14 protein-coding genes are annotated in these 16862 nt (G+C 69.5%); 7 read left to right on the forward strand and 7 right to left on the reverse strand.

The genetic code is table 11. The features are described 5' to 3' along the window. Positions 1-250: 250 nt before the first annotated feature. On the forward strand, positions 251-1273 hold the full coding sequence (locus HFGMBDPB_RS06995; protein ID WP_016451933.1) for an isopenicillin N synthase family dioxygenase: 1023 nt from the start codon (positions 251-253) through the stop codon (positions 1271-1273). A 227-nt stretch (positions 1274-1500) separates the two neighbouring features. Here the strand turns inward: HFGMBDPB_RS06995 and HFGMBDPB_RS07000 are convergent, their stop codons facing one another. The 4 genes from HFGMBDPB_RS07000 to HFGMBDPB_RS07015 all read right to left on the reverse strand — a co-directional run bounded on the left by HFGMBDPB_RS07000 (position 1501) and on the right by HFGMBDPB_RS07015 (position 5115). After that, on the reverse strand, positions 1501-1755 hold the full coding sequence (locus HFGMBDPB_RS07000) for an acyl-CoA-binding protein (protein ID WP_012203065.1): 255 nt from the start codon (positions 1753-1755) through the stop codon (positions 1501-1503). A 126-nt stretch (positions 1756-1881) separates the two neighbouring features. Further along, positions 1882-2661 (reverse strand): ABC transporter ATP-binding protein, encoded by a 780-nt coding sequence (locus HFGMBDPB_RS07005; RefSeq protein WP_203400040.1) that lies wholly within the window; start codon positions 2659-2661, stop codon positions 1882-1884. A gap of 61 nt (positions 2662-2722) precedes the next feature. Next, positions 2723-3931, reverse strand: a complete 1209-nt coding sequence (locus HFGMBDPB_RS07010; RefSeq protein ID WP_017407670.1) for a M20 aminoacylase family protein — start codon at positions 3929-3931, stop codon at positions 2723-2725. Positions 3932-3957: 26 nt separating this feature from the next. Next, positions 3958-5115, reverse strand: a complete 1158-nt coding sequence (locus HFGMBDPB_RS07015; RefSeq protein WP_212645113.1) for an ABC transporter substrate-binding protein — start codon at positions 5113-5115, stop codon at positions 3958-3960. Between the two features lie 197 nt (positions 5116-5312). Between HFGMBDPB_RS07015 and HFGMBDPB_RS07020 the strand changes: the two genes are divergently transcribed. Both HFGMBDPB_RS07020 and HFGMBDPB_RS07025 read left to right on the forward strand, forming a co-directional pair. After that, the gene (locus HFGMBDPB_RS07020; RefSeq protein ID WP_212645114.1) at positions 5313-7391 is read left to right on the forward strand and encodes a molybdopterin-containing oxidoreductase family protein; all 2079 of its coding nucleotides are present in this window, start codon (positions 5313-5315) and stop codon (positions 7389-7391) included. A gap of 90 nt (positions 7392-7481) precedes the next feature. Beyond that, on the forward strand, positions 7482-9257 hold the full coding sequence (locus tag HFGMBDPB_RS07025; RefSeq protein WP_212645115.1) for an ABC1 kinase family protein: 1776 nt from the start codon (positions 7482-7484) through the stop codon (positions 9255-9257). A 196-nt stretch (positions 9258-9453) separates the two neighbouring features. Here HFGMBDPB_RS07025 and HFGMBDPB_RS07030 read toward each other — a convergent pair whose 3' ends face one another. The 3 genes from HFGMBDPB_RS07030 to HFGMBDPB_RS07040 all read right to left on the reverse strand — a co-directional run bounded on the left by HFGMBDPB_RS07030 (position 9454) and on the right by HFGMBDPB_RS07040 (position 12542). After that, positions 9454-10428, reverse strand: coding sequence for a Bug family tripartite tricarboxylate transporter substrate binding protein (locus HFGMBDPB_RS07030; protein WP_016446620.1), 975 nt, complete (start codon positions 10426-10428; stop codon positions 9454-9456). 81 nt (positions 10429-10509) lie between these two features. Beyond that, positions 10510-11523, reverse strand: a complete 1014-nt coding sequence (locus HFGMBDPB_RS07035; protein ID WP_212645116.1) for a TraB/GumN family protein — start codon at positions 11521-11523, stop codon at positions 10510-10512. Next, positions 11520-12542, reverse strand: coding sequence for a fumarylacetoacetate hydrolase family protein (locus HFGMBDPB_RS07040; RefSeq protein WP_026062874.1), 1023 nt, complete (start codon positions 12540-12542; stop codon positions 11520-11522). Before HFGMBDPB_RS07040 ends, HFGMBDPB_RS07035 begins: the two co-directional genes overlap by 4 nt. Positions 12543-12668: 126 nt before the next feature. On the opposite strand from HFGMBDPB_RS07040, the gene HFGMBDPB_RS07045 reads away from it, so the two are divergent. The 4 genes from HFGMBDPB_RS07045 (at position 12669) to HFGMBDPB_RS07060 (ending at position 16853) form a co-directional block, all read left to right on the forward strand. Then, entirely contained in the window at positions 12669-13448 is a 780-nt protein-coding gene (locus tag HFGMBDPB_RS07045; protein WP_133073431.1) for an IclR family transcriptional regulator, read from the forward strand. Continuing rightward, on the forward strand, positions 13441-14628 hold the full coding sequence (locus tag HFGMBDPB_RS07050) for a DUF3108 domain-containing protein (protein WP_074920700.1): 1188 nt from the start codon (positions 13441-13443) through the stop codon (positions 14626-14628). Before HFGMBDPB_RS07045 ends, HFGMBDPB_RS07050 begins: the two co-directional genes overlap by 8 nt. Positions 14629-14863: 235 nt before the next feature. Then, positions 14864-15157, forward strand: coding sequence for a BTH_I0359 family protein (locus HFGMBDPB_RS07055; protein WP_034363542.1), 294 nt, complete (start codon positions 14864-14866; stop codon positions 15155-15157). 238 nt (positions 15158-15395) lie between these two features. Next, a complete protein-coding gene (locus HFGMBDPB_RS07060; protein ID WP_047326278.1) occupies positions 15396-16853 on the forward strand; it encodes an MFS transporter in 1458 nt (485 codons plus the stop codon). The last annotated feature ends 9 nt before the right edge of the window (positions 16854-16862 follow it).

Below are 16862 nucleotides of genomic sequence, written 5' to 3' on the forward strand. Positions count from 1 at the left end.
GGAACGCAGGCGGCCATGAACCGGCCTTCGCGGGCTGGCGCGCTGTTTGCTTGGGTGGTTGGCAAGAGTAGAAGCGTTCAGCTTGCCGGTCTGTGCCGGCGCGGGTCATTGCTCTTGAAGCGGGTGCGGGAGCGGCGTGGCTGCGACCTGTGCCCTGTCAGCCACTTCAAGAGCGACGGGCGGGATCGGTGTCTTTTTGCGCCGGCCGCCGCGTGCCTTGCCACTGCCTTTGCGGCAAAGGAAACAGACCATGAACATGCTTGCCAACCCCACCCTGCCTTCGGCACCGGCGTCAGATTACGCGCTGGGTGAACTCGCCAAGGAGGCCCGCATGGGCGGCCAGGGGCAGGAGACGCGCGCACGGGAGGTGCGGGTGATCGACATCTCCGACTTCGACCGCCGCAAGGCCGAGATCGCCGATGCGATCTGGCAGGCCTCGGTGGAGATCGGCTTCTTCCAGGTGTCGGGCCACGGTATTCCCCAGCCCGATATCGATGCGGCCTTCGGGCGTGCCGAGCAGTTGTTCGCGCTGCCGCGCGAGGTGAAGGCGCAGTGGCCGCTGTCGCGCAATGCGGGCTGGGAGCACAAGGCGCAGATCCGGCCTTCCACGCGCACGCCCGACCAGAAGGAGTCCTACCAGGTGACGCGCCCGCGCATGGCCGGCCTGTGGCCCACGCAGCAGGAGCTGCCGGGCTTTCAGCAGGCCACGTTGGACTTTGAGCGCCAGTGCTGGCAGGTGGGCATGCAGCTGCTGTCGTGCTTTGCGCACAAGCTGGGCTTCGATGCGGACTTCTTCACGCGCGCCCACGACCCTTCGGTGCCCGCCTACCAGAGCACGCTGCGCATGCTGCATTACTTTGCGGTCGACCCCGCGCTCAAGGATGAGCTGGGCCTGTGGCGCGCAGGCGCCCACACCGACTTCGACTGCCTGACCCTGCTGTTCCAGCGCGCGGGCCAGGGCGGCCTGCAGGTGCTGCCGGGCAAGGAGATGGAGGGCCAGCAATGGACGCCCGTGGACCCCGTGGAGGGCGTGATCACCTGCAACATCGGCGACATGCTCACGCGCTGGAGCGACGACCAGCTGCCCAGCAACTTCCACCGCGTGCGCAATCCCCTGCCCCATGAATACCAGGGCGCGCGCTACAGCCTGGCCTTCTTCTGCCAGGCCAACGAGGACGCGGTGATCGAGGGCCCGCAAAAGAAGTACCCGCCCATCACGGGCGCGGAATATCTGCGCCAGCGCATCAGCGCCAACTTCTCGAACAAATATTGATCCCCCTGAGCGGCTGCGCCGCTTCCCCCTTCTCGCTTCGCGGAGGGGGACGACGCCTTCGGCTGGGCGCCCCCGCCGCGAGGTGGCTCTTGCTCGGCGTCCCTGAGTGGGGCCGCGCCAGTTTCCAGCGCTCCACTCTTTGACATAGTGTGGTGTGGCCTGGCCGGAAACGACAAGGCCCCGGAGTCCGGGGCCTTGCCTGTGTCTGCGATCGGTGGTGGTGTTGATCAGCGCAGCGATTCGATCAGGTCGATGTACTGCTGCTTGGCGTCGTCAGCCGAGGTGTCCTTGAGCTTTTCCCAGGCGTCCCACTTGGCGCGGCCGACCATGTCGGTGAAGCTGGGCTTCTTGGCCTCGTTGTCGCCTTCGGTGGCCTGCTTGTACAGCGCGTAGAGCTTGAGCAGCGTGGCGTTGTCGGGGCGCTCGCTGATCGAGGTGGAGTTCTTGACGGCGGCCTCGAAGGCGGCGTTCAGATCGGACATGGCGGGTCTCCTGGTGGGCGGTTCGTGTAGCGGCACAGTGTAGCCAAAAAAGCAGGAATTTAGAACGACCGTGCTTTTTTCGCCGTCAACCGCACCGAGACCGGCCACGCCGCCCCTATGCCGCTCCTACGCTGCGCTGCACAGGTGCCCGGCCACGGGCCATCGGTCGGCCTCGCAAGGCACGGGGGCCGGCGCCTGGTCCCGGGCGCTGCCCGGTTGCAGGATGCGGCCGTGCTCCATCACGACCACGCGGTCGGCGACGGCGAAGGCCTGCTGGCGGTCTTGCGTCGCATAGACGGCCGTACAACCCAGGCTGCGCAGCAGCTGGGGAATTTCCTCGCACAGGCGCTCGCGCAGGTTGCCGTCGAGGCCGGACAGGGGTTCGTCCAGCAGCACCAGGCGCGGGCGCTCCACCACGGCGCAGGCCAGCGCCGCACGCTGCTGCTGGCCGCCCGACAGGCTGCCGGGAAGGCGCTCGCCCATGCCCTGCAGCCCGACCAGGCCCAGGGTCTGCTGCACCCGCTCGTGGATCTGCGCGCGAGGCAGGCCGCGCATTTCCAATGGGAAGGCCACGTTGGCCTGCAGGCTCATATGGGGCCAGAGCGCATGGCCCTGGGGCACCAGGCCCAGCTCGCGCCGCTCGGGCGGCAGGGACTGCGAGGCGCTGGCCACGCACTGCCCGCCCATCCAGACTTCGCCGCGGCTGGGCTGCTCCAGCCCGGCCAGGATCTTGAGCAGGGTGGTCTTGCCGCAGCCCGAAGGCCCCAGCAGGGCCAGCACCTCGCCGGGGGCGATCTGCAGGCTGATGTCCTGGAGCACGGCGCGCCCGCCGTGGATGCGCTTGAGCTGCCGGGCTTGGACGGCCACGCCCTGCGCGGCGGCCGTGGAGGATTCGATGGAGATCACAGGGACCGCATGCTAGGTGCGGTGTGTGACATGCCGGTGTCGGCCGGACCCTGCAAGGGCCTCAGCGCGTGGGCTCGCTCAGCCAGCGCTGCGCCAGCTTCACCCAGAACGTGGCGCCCTGCGGGATCAGCTGGTCGTTGAAGTCGTAGCTGGGGTTGTGCAGCGTGCAGGGACCGCCGCCGTGGCCGATGGCGCGGTGGTCGCCGTCGCCATTGGCGATGAAGCAGTAGGCGCCGGGCTTTTCCAGCAGCATGAAGGCGAAGTCCTCGGCGCCCATGGACGGCTCCTGGGGCAGCACATTGGCTTCGCCCACGACCTCGGCCATGACGCGGCGTGCGAACTCGGCCTCGGGCGCGGAGTTGATGGTGGGCGGGTAGTTGCGCACGAACTCGAACTCGCAGCGCGTGTCATGCGCCGCACAGATGCTCTCGGCCAGGGCCTTCATGCGCCGCTCGATCAGGTCCAGCACCTCCAGCGTGAAGGTGCGCACCGTGCCCTGCAGCTCCACGCTGTCGGGCACCACGTTCGTGGCCTCGCCCGCGTGGACCATGGTCACCGAGACCACGCCCGCCTCGATGGGCTTGACGTTGCGGCTGACGATGGTCTGCAGGCCCAGGATGAGCTGGGCCGCCACGGGCAGCGGGTCGATCACCATGTGCGGCATGGCCGCGTGGCCGCCCTTGCCGCGCACGACGATGCGGAACTCGTTGCTGGACGCCATGGCCGGGCCCGGGCCCACGGCCATGGTGCCGGCCTTCATGCCCGGCCAGTTGTGCATGCCGAACACGGCCTGCATGGGGAACTGGGTGAACAGGCCGTCCTCGACCATCTCGCGCGCCCCGCCGCCGCCCTCTTCGGCCGGCTGGAAGATCAGGTGCACCGTGCCCTCGAAGCTGTCGCGGTGCGCGGCCAGGTACTGCGCGGCGGCCAGCAGCATGGCCACGTGGCCGTCATGCCCGCAGGCATGCATTTTCCCGGCGTGGCGGCTGGCGTGCTCGAAGGTGTTGAACTCCTGCATGGGCAGGGCGTCCATGTCGGCGCGCAGGCCGACGGCGCGGCCGCTGGCGCCGCCGTCACGGCCGTGGATGGTGCCCACCACGCCCGTGCGGCCCAGGCCGCGGTGCACGGCAATGCCCCAGCCTTCGAGCTGCCGGGCCACCAGGTCGGCGGTGCGCAGTTCCTCGAAGCACAGTTCGGGATGGGCATGTATGTCGCGGCGCAGCGCGGTGATCTCGGGTGCGCTGTCCAGCAGTTCCTGCAGCAAGGCCATGGGGTTCTCCTTCTAGAGCTGCAAGCCTACACCCGGACCTTGCCGTCGCCGGTCAGCATGGACAACTCCACGAAGCGCGGCTTGGCCGATTGCGGCTTGAAGGCCAGCGGGAAGCCGGCCACCTGCTGGCCGTGCATGGCGTCGAGCGCGGCCACCAGGCCGTCGCGCGTGGGCTTGCCCGAGGCCGAGGCCTGGCGCAGCGCATCGGCGAACACGCGTGCCGCCAGATAGCCTTCCATGCTGGAGTAGTTGGGCGTCAGCTTGCCGCCGCCCTTCTGGATGGCCGCCAGGAAATCGCGCGTGATCTGGCGCGAGGTCTGGAAGGGCGAGGGCACGACCTGGGTGACGACCACCCCTTCGGCATCCTTGCCCAGCGTCTGCGCCAGAGCCTGCGAGCCGACGAAGGAGACGTTGTAGAACTGCCCGCCAAAGCCCGCCTGGCGCGCGGCGCGCACAAAGGCCGCGCTGGCCGAGTAGGTGACGATCTGCACGATCACATCGGCGCCCAGCGGCACCAGCGTCTTGACGGCGGCGGCCACGTTGTTCGAGTTGCGCTCCACCGTGGCCGCGCCCACGGGCTCCAGCCCCTTGGCGGCCAGCGCCGCCTTGACGCCAGCCAGGCCCGACTCGCCATAGGCATCGTTCTGGTGCAGCACGGCCACCTTCTTCAGGCCCAGGCCCGTGAGGTGCCGCACCATCAGCGCCGTCTCGTCGGCATAGGAGGCGCGCACGTTGAAGACCAGTTGGGCCAGCTGGGGCTGGCGCAGCGCGTCGGCGCCCGACAGCGGCGCGAACAGGGGCACGCGCGCCTTTTGCAGCAGCGGCAGCGCGGCCATGCTGGTGGAGGTGCCCACGTAGCCGAACAGCGCGAACACGTCGTCGGACAGGAAGCGCTGGGTATTGGCCGCGCAGCGCTCGGGCTCGTAGCCGTCGTCCATCACGCGCAGTTCGATGTTGCGCCGGGCAATGCCCCCCTGCGCGTTGAGCTGCTCGAAGTACAGCTTGGCGCCTTCATGGAAGGGCTGGCCGATCTGTGCCGCGGGGCCCGTCATCGGGCAGGACTGGCCCAGCACGATGGTGCCTCCCGCGTCCTGGGCGCGCACTGCGCCGGTCCAGGTGGCGGCAGCCGCCGTGCTGGCTGCGATGAACTGTCTGCGGCTGAACGCCGTCTTGGGTCGGAGCATGAACTTGCCTGTTTTTGTCACTGGAATCGGCGCCGTTGCTGCGTGCAGCCGGCTGCAAGGGTCCGCATAATAAAGACAAGCGGCGATTGCGGCATGCAAGACCGGCACCGCCCCTTGCCCGTGACGGCCTTTTCCTGTTTTTCCGGCTTTTACGGTTCTTTCGCAAAGTCCCCACCCTGTCCGAGACCGCTGCCACCATGTCCTCCGCCACGCCCCCACTCCAGGCCACCTCACAGGTCCTGGGCGCCTGCCCCCATGACTGCCCCGATACCTGCTCGCTGGTGACCACGGTCGAAGACGGCATCGCCAAAAGAGTCCAGGGCAACCCCGACCATCCGCACACGGGCGGCGTGCTCTGCGCCAAGGTCAGCAAATACACCGAGCGCAGCTACCACCCCGAGCGTGTGCTCACCCCGCTGCGCCGCGTGGGCCCCAAGGGCTCCGGGCAGTTCGAGCCCGTGGGCTGGGACGAGGCGCTGGCCGACATGGCCGCACGCCTGCAGTCCCTGGCGGCGCGCGATCCCGAAACCATCCTGCCCTACAGCTACGCAGGCACCATGGGACTGGTGCAGGGCGAGAGCATGGACCGGCGCTTCTTCCACCAGCTCGGCGCCTCGCTGCTGGACCGCACCATCTGCTCCAGCGCCGGGGGCGAGGCCCTGAACCTGACCTACGGCGGCAAGCTGGGCATGCGCGTGGAGCATTTCACCGAAAGCCGGCTCATCCTCATCTGGGGCAGCAACAGCATCGGCAGCAGCCTGCATTTCTGGCGCTATGCGCTGGAGGCAAAGCGCAACGGCGCGCGCCTGGTGTGCATAGACCCGCGCAAGACCGAGACCGCCGACAAATGCCACGAGCACCTGCAACTGCTGCCCGGCACCGATGCCGCCCTGGCGCTGGCCCTGATGCACGAGCTGATCACGCACGGCTGGCTGGACCATGACTACATCGCGCGCCACACGCTGGGCTGGGAGGAACTCAAGGCCCGCGCCCTGCAGTGGCCGCCCGAGCGCGCGGCCCAGGTCTGCGGCCTGCCCGTGGAGCAGATCCGCCAGCTGGCGCGCGACTACGGCACCACCACGCCCACCGCCATCCGCCTGAACTACGGCGTGCAGCGCGCGCGCGGCGGCGGCAATGCCGTGCGCGCCATCGCCTGCCTGCCGGCCCTGGTGGGCGCCTGGCGCCACCGTGCCGGCGGCCTGCTGCTGTCCGCCTCGGGCGCCCTGCCCGCGCAGCGCGCCCGACTGCAGATGCCGCACCTGCTGGGCGAGCGCCGCCCGCGCACCATCAACATGAGCACCATCGGCGACGCCTTGCTGCACGAAGGCGGCAATGGCTTCGGACCGCGCGTGGACGCCATCGTGGTCTACAACAGCAATCCCGTGGCCGTGGCGCCCGAGTCGGCCAAGGTCGTGGCCGGCTTTGCGCGCGAGAACCTGTTCACCGTGGTGCTGGAGCATTTCATGACCGACACGGCCGACCTGGCCGACTACGTGCTGCCGGCCACCACGCAGATCGAGCACTGGGACATCCACGGCAGCTACGGCCATACCGACGTGCTGCTCAACCGCCCCGCCATCGCGCCGCTGGGCCAGGCGCGCAGCAACGGCCAGATCTTCCGCGACCTGGCCGCGCACATGGCGCGGCATGACGACGCCTTTGCCGCTGCCCATTTCCAGACGGGAGACGAGCAACTGTGCCGCGAGGCGTTCGAGGGCCGCGGCGTGGACTTCGACGAGCTGCTGGACAAGGGCTTTGCCACCCTGGCCCTGCCCGAGGCCCCCTTTGCCGAGGGCGGCTTCGCCACGCCCTCGGGCCGCTGCGAATTCACCAGCGCCGAGCTGGCGCGGCGCGGCATGGACCCGCTGCCCGACTACCTGCCCAACTACGAAACCGCCGAAACGGATGCGCGCTACCCGCTGGCCATGATCTCGCCGCCGGCACGCAACTTTCTCAACAGCAGCTTCGTCAACGTCAAGAGCCTGCGCACCATGGAAGGCCGCCCGCTGGTGGAACTGCACCCCGACGACGCCGCCACGCGCGGCGTGGCCGAGGGCGACCGCGTGCGCGTCTTCAACGACCGGGGCAGCTACGAATGCCACGCCACCCTCAACGGCCGCGCGCGCCGTGGCGTGGTCAACGGCCTGGGCATCTGGTGGCGCAAGCATGGCGACAACGGCACCAATGTCAACGAGCTCACCCACCAGCGCCTGACCGACCTGGGCCGCGCGCCCAGCTTCTACGACTGCGCGGTGCAGGTGCAGCGGCTGGCCTGAGCCCCGCCCCGGAGGCGGGCGATTCCTGCGCAATGGCGTCTGGCGCATCGGCACAATGGACCGCATTGCCACCACCGACAGGAGATGCCCATGCTGCAAACCGCCGTGGTCGCCGTGCGCGACCGTGCCCGGCTGCAGGAAATCGTCGGCGTGCTGCTGCGCTTCGGGCTGGCCGACCTGGTCGACACGCTGGGCCTGGCCCGCTTCGCGCCGCGCGGCAGCCAGCCCCATCCCGAGCATCCGCTGGATGCCAGCCGCCCCGAGCGCCTGCGCATGGCCCTCGAACACCTGGGCCCCAGCTTCGTCAAGCTGGGCCAGATCATGGCCACGCGCTCGGACCTGCTCGCGCCCGAATGGACGGCCGCCCTGCAGCAACTGCACAGCCACGCCGCCCCGCTGCCCTGGGAGACGGCCCAGCCATTGATCGAGCAGTCGCTGGGCCTGCCCGTGGAGCAGGTGTTCACGCATTTCGACCCCGTGCCGCTGGCCTCGGCCTCCATGGCCCAGGTGTACCGCGCGCGGCTGCCTGCGGCCGAAGACCGGGATGACCGGGATGACCGGGATGACCGGGAAGGCCGGGAGGACGGCAGCGGCAGCGACAGCCCCCCTGCGGCCCGCGCTGCCGACATCGAAGTCGTGGTCAAGGTCCAGCGCCCCGGCCTGCGCCCCCAGATCGAGGCCGACCTGCGCCTGCTCGAGCACCTGGCGCTGCTGGCCCAGGAACAATGGCCGCAGCTGGCACGCTACCGCCCGCGCGAGGTCACGCGTCAGCTGGGCCAGGCGCTGCGCGAGGAACTGGATTTCACCGTCGAAGCCCACAACGGCGACGCCGTGGCGCGGCACTTCGCGGCCCAGCCCGAGATCGTCGTGCCGGCCATCCACTGGGCATTGAGCGGGCCGCGCCTGCTGGTGCAGGACTTCGTGCCGGGCGTGCAAGCCTCGGCCGTGGGCGCGGACCCCGCGCTGGACGGCCCGCTGCTGGCGCGCCGTGGCGCCTGCGCGTTTTTGCAGATGGTGCTGCGCGACGGCCTGTTCCACGCCGACCCGCACCCCGGCAACCTGCTGGCCCTGCCCGGCAACCGCGTCGGCTTCATCGACTTCGGCATGGTCGGGCGGCTGTCTCCCCAGCGCCGCCGCCAGGTGCTGGGCCTGATGCGCGCCCTGGTCGAGGGCCAGGGCCGCAGCCTCTCGGGCGTGCTGCTGGACTGGGCCGCCGAAAGCGAAATGCCCGGCCGCGCCCCGCCCTCGGCCGCGCGCATCGAGGCTGCCGTGGACCGCTTCGTGACCCGCCATGGCCCCGGCGCCAGCAACGGCCGCCTGGTGATGTCCCGCGCCCTGCAGGACTTCATGGCCCTGGCCCGCGAAACCGGCGTGGCCCTGCCCGCCGACATGGCGCTGCTGCTCAAGGCCCTGATCACGGCCGACCAGGTGCTGCTGCAGCTGGACCCGCAATTCGACGTGGTGCAGACGGCCACGCCCCTGGTCAAGGCCCAGCTGCTGCAGCGCTACTCCCTGCGCAGCCTGGCGCGCCAGCGCCGCGCCGCCATGGCGCAATGGATGGACCTGGCCGACGACGCGCCGCACACCCTGCGGCTGGTCATGCAACGATTGCGCTCCGGCCGGCTGCAGGCCGACCTGGACATACGCCATATCGACCGCCTCTCCCAGGCCCTGGAACGCGCCGCCACCCGCCTGGCCCTGGCCGTGGTCTCCGGCGCCTTCATCCTGGGCCTGGCCCCCGGCCTGCTGACCATGGGCCCGCGCCTGTGGGGCATCCACCTCTTCGCCGCCCTGGGCGTGGCCGGCGCCGCCGCCAGCCTGGCCGTTCTTTTCACCACCATGCGCAGGCAGAAGGCGCTGGATTGATGGCTGGATTGATCGCTGGATTGGCGATCAGGAACGCCAAAAAAAAGCAGCACCAGCGCATCAGATCAAAGCCGGGCGCCGCCCCCAAAACCGCCACGGCCCAACCCAGAGACACCGAGGAAGGGCCGCCCCGCACCGAGGGTGTCGTCCCCCTCCGCGAAGCGAGAAGGGGGAAGCGGCGCAGCCGCTCAGGGGGTCAGTCCAATTTGACGCCCGCGCTCTTGATGATCGCCCCCCAGCGCTTGGATTCCGCGCGCGACATGGCCAGGAACTGCTCGGGCGTGCCGGGCAGCGCCTCCATGCCGAAGTCCTGCATGCGCTTGACCACGGCGGGGTTGGCCAGGGCCTTGTTGAGCTCGGCGTTCAGGCGCTGCACCACGGCCGGGGGCATCTTGGCCGGGCCCAGGATGCCCTGGAAGGCATAGACCTCGGTATCGGGCACGCCGACCTCGGCCAGCGTGGGCAGCTCGGGCAGGCTGGGCACGCGCTTGCCCGTGCCGATGGCCAGGGCGCGCACCTTGCCCGACTGGATCACGGGCAGGCCCGAGGCCAGGTCCAGGAACATGCAGGGCACCTGGCCGCCCATCACGTCGGCCAGCGCGGGCGCCGCGCCACGGTAGGGGATGTGCGTCAGGAAGGTGCCCGTGCGGTTCTTGAACATCTCCATGGCCAGGTGGTGGGGCGAGCCGTTGCCGGGAGAGGCGTAGTTGACCTGGCCCGGATGCGCCTTCACGTAGGCCAGGAATTCCTTGAAGGTCTTGGCCTCGAAGTTCGGGTTCACCACCAGCGCCATCGGGAAGCGGCTGATGCCGCCGATGTAGGTGAAGTCCTTTTCAGGATTGAAGGACAGCTTGCTGAACAGGTGCTCGTTGTAGGCCAGCACGGCGTTGTCGGCCGACATGATGGTGTAGCCGTCGGGCTTGGCCGTGGCCACGATCTGGGCGCCGATGTTGGTGGAGGCGCCGGGGCGGTTGTCCACCACGATGGTCTGGTTCAGCGTCTGGCGCATGGCCTCGGCCACGGTGCGCGCCAGCACGTCGGTGCCGCCGCCGGGCGGATAGGGCACGACCCAGCGGATGTTGCTGGCGGGCCAGTCCTGCGCCTGTGCAAAAGGCGCGGCCATGCCGGCGGATGAGGCCGCCACGGCGGCCAGGAATTGTCTACGGTCCATTGTTGTCTCCTGTGGGATGGGTGTGGATGGGTCCTGGCCGCGCCCTGTTGCTTTTGTTCATGGAGGCGGCGGCCGTATGTTTCAGGGCGGGCTGGCTGCGGGGAACTCCACGCGCTGCACCTTGAAGCCCTGGGCCGCCAGCAGCGCCGGCAGGCCGCGCGTGCCCACCATGTGCAGGGCGCCCACGGCGGCGAACACGCTGCGGCCGGAACGGATCTGCCGCGCCACTTCGCGCGCCAGGCCGGGGTTGCGGCCATAGACCATGCGGTCGTAGTCGGCACGCTCGGCGGCATTGGCCATGCAGTCGCACCAGTCGGGCAGGCTTTCCAGCAGGTGGATGCGGCCATCGGCCCAGACGCCTGCGATCAGCCCCAGTTTCTGGGACGCGGTGCCGCTTTCGAGCTGGCGCAGGCCGGACTCCACCGTCTCGGCCACGCGCGCGGGGTCGTCCGAGACCAGCTCGCGCAGTTGCAGCTCGGGTGTCTCCAGCGACAGCACGGGCTTGCCCAGGGCCAGCGCCACGCCGGCCAGCGAGAAATCGATGCCATAGGACGCGTCCAGCCCCTCGCTGCGGCCGGCCAGCGACAACAGGGAGATCACCTGGGCGTCGGGGCGCAGCAGGGCCAGCTCGGGGCCGGCGCAGGCCAGGCGCCTTTGCTCCTCAAGCCGGCGCTGGAGATCGCCGCGCAGCGGCGGCGCATCGGGCCGCGCCTGCATGCCGGCGAACAAGACCTTCATGACATCGGGATCGAGGATGTTCAGCTCCAGCGCCAGGCTGTCGGAGGCGCGCAGCGCGTCCGCCACCGTGGGGCCGGGCACGCTCCAGTCGAGCTTGGCCGCGTGCATGGTCCCGTAGAGCCAGCTGGTGCGGCCCCGGTGCTCGATGCGCCACAGCAGTCCACGGTCCTGCGCCTTGCGCTGCATGGCGCGGATCTCGTCCGTGCCGGGCATGCGCGCCTCGGGCGGGCAGGTGACGGGGTCCGCGGCCGGGGGCGCCGCGAATGCCCCCGCCAGCGGCGACAGCGCCAGCGCGGCCAGGCCGGTGCGCAGCGACCTGCCCGCCAGGCGCCACCAGGGTGCGCAGACGCGGCTCATTCGGCAGGCTCGACGATGTTCTGGTCGATGGCGCCGAAGATGCTCTGGCCGTCCTTGCCCTTCATCTCGATGCGGATGGTGTCGCCAAAGCGCATGAACTCGGTCTTGGGCGCGCCGTCCTGGATGGTCTCTATGCAGCGCTTCTCTGCGATGCAGCTGTAGCCCTTGGGCCACTCCATGCGCCGGTTCTTGCCCTTGCCGCTTTCCACACCCTTGTTGCTCACGGTGCCGCTGCCCACGATGGAGCCGGCGCGCACATTGCGCGTCTTGCAGATATGGGCGATGAGCTGGCCGAAATGAAAGCTCATGTCCTCGCCCGCATCGCACATGCCGACCTTGCGGCCGTTCCAGGTGGACTGCAGCGTCAGGTGCAGGCGGCCGCCCTTCCAGGCGTCGCCCAGCTCGTCCAGCGTCACGGCCACGGGGCTGAAGGAGGTGGCAGGCTTGGACTGGAAGAAGCCGAAGCCCTTGGACAGCTCATTGGGGATCAGGTTGCGCAGGCTCACGTCGTTGGCCAGCATGACCAGGCGCACGCCGCCCAGCGCACGCTCGGGCGTGGCGCCCATGGGCACGTCGGCGGTGATGACGGCGATCTCGGCCTCGAAGTCGATGCCCATGGACTCGCTGGGCACCACCACGTCGTCGCAGGGGCCCAGGAAATCGTCGCTGCCGCCCTGGTACATCAGCGGGTCGGTGTAGAAATTGGCGGGCACCTCGGCGCCGCGCGCCTGGCGCACCAGCTCCACATGGTTGATGTAGGCCGAGCCGTCGGCCCACTGGTAGGCGCGCGGCAGCGGCGCCATGCACTGGCGCGGATCGAAGGCAAAGGCATGGACCGCCTTGCCGCTGTTGAGCAGGTGGTAAAGGTCCTGCAGCTGGGGCGCCATGTAGCTCCAGTCGTCGAGCACCTGCTGCATGCGGCTCGCTATGCCGGTCGCATAATGGGCCTGGCTCAGGTCGCGTGACACCACGACCAGTTGCCCGTCCCGCGATCCGTCCTTGTATGTGGCAAGTTTCATGCTGCTCCCCCGTGCCGCCGCCGCGCGCCACGGCATCCGGGCAGCGGCCTGGATACCCATGGCGACGCAGCCACGAATTACGATAAGTTAAATTGATTTAACTAAACAAAACCAAATTCTATTGCAATGGACAAGGAACGCGCAGGGATTCAATCGGTCGAGGTCGGTTTTACATTGCTGGAGGCGCTGACGCGCGCCCGGGGCCCGCAGATGCTCAAGGACCTGGCGTCCGACGCCGGCATGAGCGCCGCCAAGGCGCACCGCTACCTCGTGAGCTTCCAGCGCATCGGACTGGTCACCCAGGACGCGCGCACCTCCCGCTACGACCTGGGCCCGGCCTCGCTCAAGCTGGGCCTGGCCTCGCTGGCGCGTCTGGACCCCGTGCGGCTGGCGCGCGAACGCATGCCCGCGCTCATGGAGCGCATCCAACACACGGCGGCCATCGCCGTCTGGGGCAACCACGGGCCGACCATCGTGCACTGGGAGGAAAGCGCGCAGTCGGTCACCGCCAACCTGCGCCTGGGCGACGTCATGCCCATGCTGGCCTCGGCCACCGGGCGCTGCTTCGCGGCCTGGCTGCCGCGCGAGGTCACGGCCCCGCTGCTGGAGCCCGAGGTGGACAAGGCCCGCCGCATCCAGCGCAAGGACCTGCCGCTCACCCCCGAGGCCATAGACGCCATGCTGGCCGAGGTGCGCGAGCGCGGCACCGCCCGCGTGGTCGATACCGTGCTGCCCGGCATCGTGGCGTTTTGCACGCCGGTCTTCGACTCCTCGGGCCATATCGTGCTGGGCCTGACCACGCTGGGCTCGATTGCCACTTTCGACCCCGAATACGGCGGCGCCATCGATGCGCCCCTGCGCGAGGCCTGCGTGCAGCTGTCCCAGGACCTGGGCTGGAATGCCTGAAATGCACCTGCGCCAGCGCGCCCTGCCCGCCCTCACCGCCGTGGTGCTGGGCGTGCACGCCCTGGCCCTGCTGGGCCTGCCGCTGTGGAGCCAGGTGTCAGCGCCGCACACCGAGGTGGCGGCCATGCAGACACGGGCGCTGTCCCTGCCCGAGCCACCCGCTCCCCCGCCTGCCGCCGCGCCCGAGACACCTGCGCCCGTACCCAAGCCGCAACCCCGCCCTCGCCCCAAGGTCCAGCGCCCGACACCCGCCGCGCCCACCGCACCCGTGGCCGAGCCGCTGGACACGCCCATCCGCGAAACCGTGGAGCCCTTGCCGATGGCCGCAGCGCAGGAGCCTGCTGCATCGGACGCCTCGGAAACCGCCCGTGCTGCTGCCGATACGGGTGCCGGCAGCGAGCCAACTCCGGCCACACCGCCGGCGCCGCCCGCTCCCAAGCCCGAACCCGAAACACCGCCCACGCCCTCGGCCGGACCGGCCCAGGGCATGGCCATCACCTCGCCCGACGGCACGCCGCTGGCCTCCGACGCCCCCGTTCCCGTGCAACTGCCCGATCCCGCGCGGCTGTCGTTCGCCGTCACCGGCCAGGCAAAGCGCTTCAACTATTCGGCCAATGCCGAGCTGGTCTGGCGCCATGCCAACGGCCAGTACCAGGCCAGCCAGGAAGTCAGCCTGTTCCTGCTGGGCTCGCGCTCGCAGACCAGCGAGGGCCGCATCACCGACAGGGGCCTGGAGCCCAGCCGCTTCAATGACAAGGCGCGCAAGGAGCAATCGGCGCAGCTGGCGTTCGACCAGAACCTGGCGCGCTTCAGCACGGGCGCGCCCGACGCGCCCATCGCGCCCGGCGCCCAGGACCGGCTCAGCGTGTTCCTGCAGCTGTCGGCCCTGCTGGCGGCGGCGCCGCAGCGCTACCCGGCGGGCACGCAGATCAGCTTCATCACCGTCAGCGCGCGGCGCGCCGACCGCTGGACCTTCCGCGTGGGCGAGACCGAGACGCTGGACCTGCCCTCGGGCAGCACGCAGGCGCTGCGGCTGGACAAGATCGCGGCGGCCGGCGATGACCAGCAGGCCTCGCTGTGGCTGGCGCCGTCCATGCAATACCTGCCCGTGCGCATCCGGCTGGCGCAGGACAACGGCGACTTCGCCGATCTGCAGCTCAAGAGCCGCCAGGCGCCTTGACACACGGGACACCGGTGGGACACCGGTGATTTCCCGGTAGTCCTGCACTTGCAGCCACCGCCACCGCCCGCCTACCACAGCGCGGCCTGCGGCACACGCCGCAGCGCATGCCAATCCGTGGAATACTGCATGCAAGTGCCTGCGATAGATCGGGACCCCCACGGTCCTTGAAATCCGGCGCTTCGCAGCCATGTAGGCTGTGCGACGCCCGGCAACGGGCCAGAAAGGGAACACCATGCAAATGCTTTACGACTCCGAATCTTTTGTGGTGCTCCATCTGCGTCCCGACATGGATCCGGATGCAGCGGCCGGCGAAGCTGCGGTCGATGCCGCCCGGCAGCTGCCACGCCACGGCTTCGAAATCGTGGACAAGCGCTCGGGCAAGGAGGTCTACCTGGATGGATCCTGGGCCGAGATGTTCCAGAAGCAGATCATCGCCTGGCAGCAGGACGCCCCCACCGAGGAAGAGGTCGAGGACGCCCTGGAGCGCTACGCCGGCCTGGCCCAGCAGCCTGTCGTGGTCCACTGACAGCACACAGCGCACGGTCCCGTGAAGGGACTTCGCGCCAGGCCCGCCGCAGGTTCTCTGCGGCGGGCCTTTTCTTTGGGCGCGGCCATTGCGCGCACCCTGGTGCTTTCACCGATCCGCAGGCTGCGCCTGCTGCCTAGAATCGCCGCACAGGTTCAAGATTTGAAGACCATCTGTGAGATGGTCTTGTCGCGCCTGTACGGTTTGCCGGCCTCTTGCAGAAACACAGGAGGCCAGCATGCAGACCAGCATCCACAGGGTTCGCGGCGTTCAGGATGTCATCGCCTACATCGACGCACGCCAGGGCATTTCAGGCCGCGCCGGCACCATCTGGTGGCTGGCCCTCGGCGGACTTTTCCTCGACGCATTCTCCAACTCCGCACTCAGCGTGGGCCTGGGCCCCATGACGCGCGACCAGCAGCTGACGCCGGCCGAAGTGGCCTGGATGACGTCGCTGGCCTCCTGGGTGTCCATCGCCTTCAATCCCATCGGCGGCTGGATGGCCGACCGCTGGGGCCGCATGCGCCCGCTGGTCATCGCCAAGGTGCTGGCCGTGGCCGGCGCGCTGCTGGTCAGCATGGCGCCCGACTACGCCACCATCCTCTTCGGACGCTTCTTCGTGGGCGCGGCCTATGGCATCGACTTCGCCATCGCCATGGCGGTGCTGGCTGAATTCACGCCCGCCCGCCTCAAGAGCCGGCTCAATGTCTGGCAGGGCATGTGGTACATGGCCGTGTGCAGCAACCTGGTGCTGGCGCTGTGGTTCCATTCCTGGGATGTGGGCGATTCGCTGTGGCGCTATTCGGTGGCCGCCACGGCGGTGTTCGGCCTGTTCATCCTGGGCATGCAGGCCGCGCTGCTGGTGGAAAGCCCGACCTGGCTGGCACGCAAGGAGCGGCTGGATGACGCCGCCCGCGCCATGACGCGCATCTACGGCGCACACGGCCAGCGCTTCGAGGCCGCGCCGCCCGCCGAACGCCTTCCCGTGCTCAACCCGGCGCGGCGCGGGCTGGCCAATGTGCTGCTGATCTTTCGCGGCATCTACCTGCCGCGCACGCTGCTGGCGGCCACGGTGCAGATAGGCCAGTCCATCCAGTACTTTGCCGTGGGCTGGTACCTGCCGCTGATCAGCGCCTCGCTGTTCGGCAAGGACTTCCGCGAGGCCACGCTGGGCGCGCTGGTGTTCAACGTGTTCGGCATCGTCGGCGGCTTCCTGTCGCCCGTCATCGGGCGCAGGCTGGGCCTGCGGCGGGCCTCGGCCTTCGGCTTTGCGCTGGTGTTCCTGATGCTGCTGGTGCTGGGCCTGTTCAACGGCCGCATGCCGATCTGGCTGGCCGTGGCCGTGCCCTCGCTGTTCATCCTCTTTCATTCGGGCGGGCCCGGCGCCAACGGCAAGAGCCTGTCCACGCTGTCGTTCCGCAGCGAGCTGCGCGCGGGCGCCAACGGCGTGATCGGCGCGCTGGGCGCCATGGGCGCGGCGCTGGGGCTGCTGGTGTTCCCGCTGTTCCGCCAGCAGTACGGGCTGGAGAACACCTTCCTCATCCTGTCCGTGGTGCCGCTGCTGGCCAGCATCGTCTGCTTTTCCATCCGCTGGGACCCCACGCGCACCACGGTGAACCCCGACGACGAGCCCGGCGCGCCCCAGTTCGCGGACGCCGCCGCCCCGCCCGCCAAGATCGCTCAAACCACCGCCTGAAAGAGACCA

The sequence above is a fragment of the Delftia sp. PE138 genome, from assembly GCF_018320755.1.
GTDB lineage: Bacteria > Pseudomonadota > Gammaproteobacteria > Burkholderiales > Burkholderiaceae_C > Comamonas > Comamonas tsuruhatensis.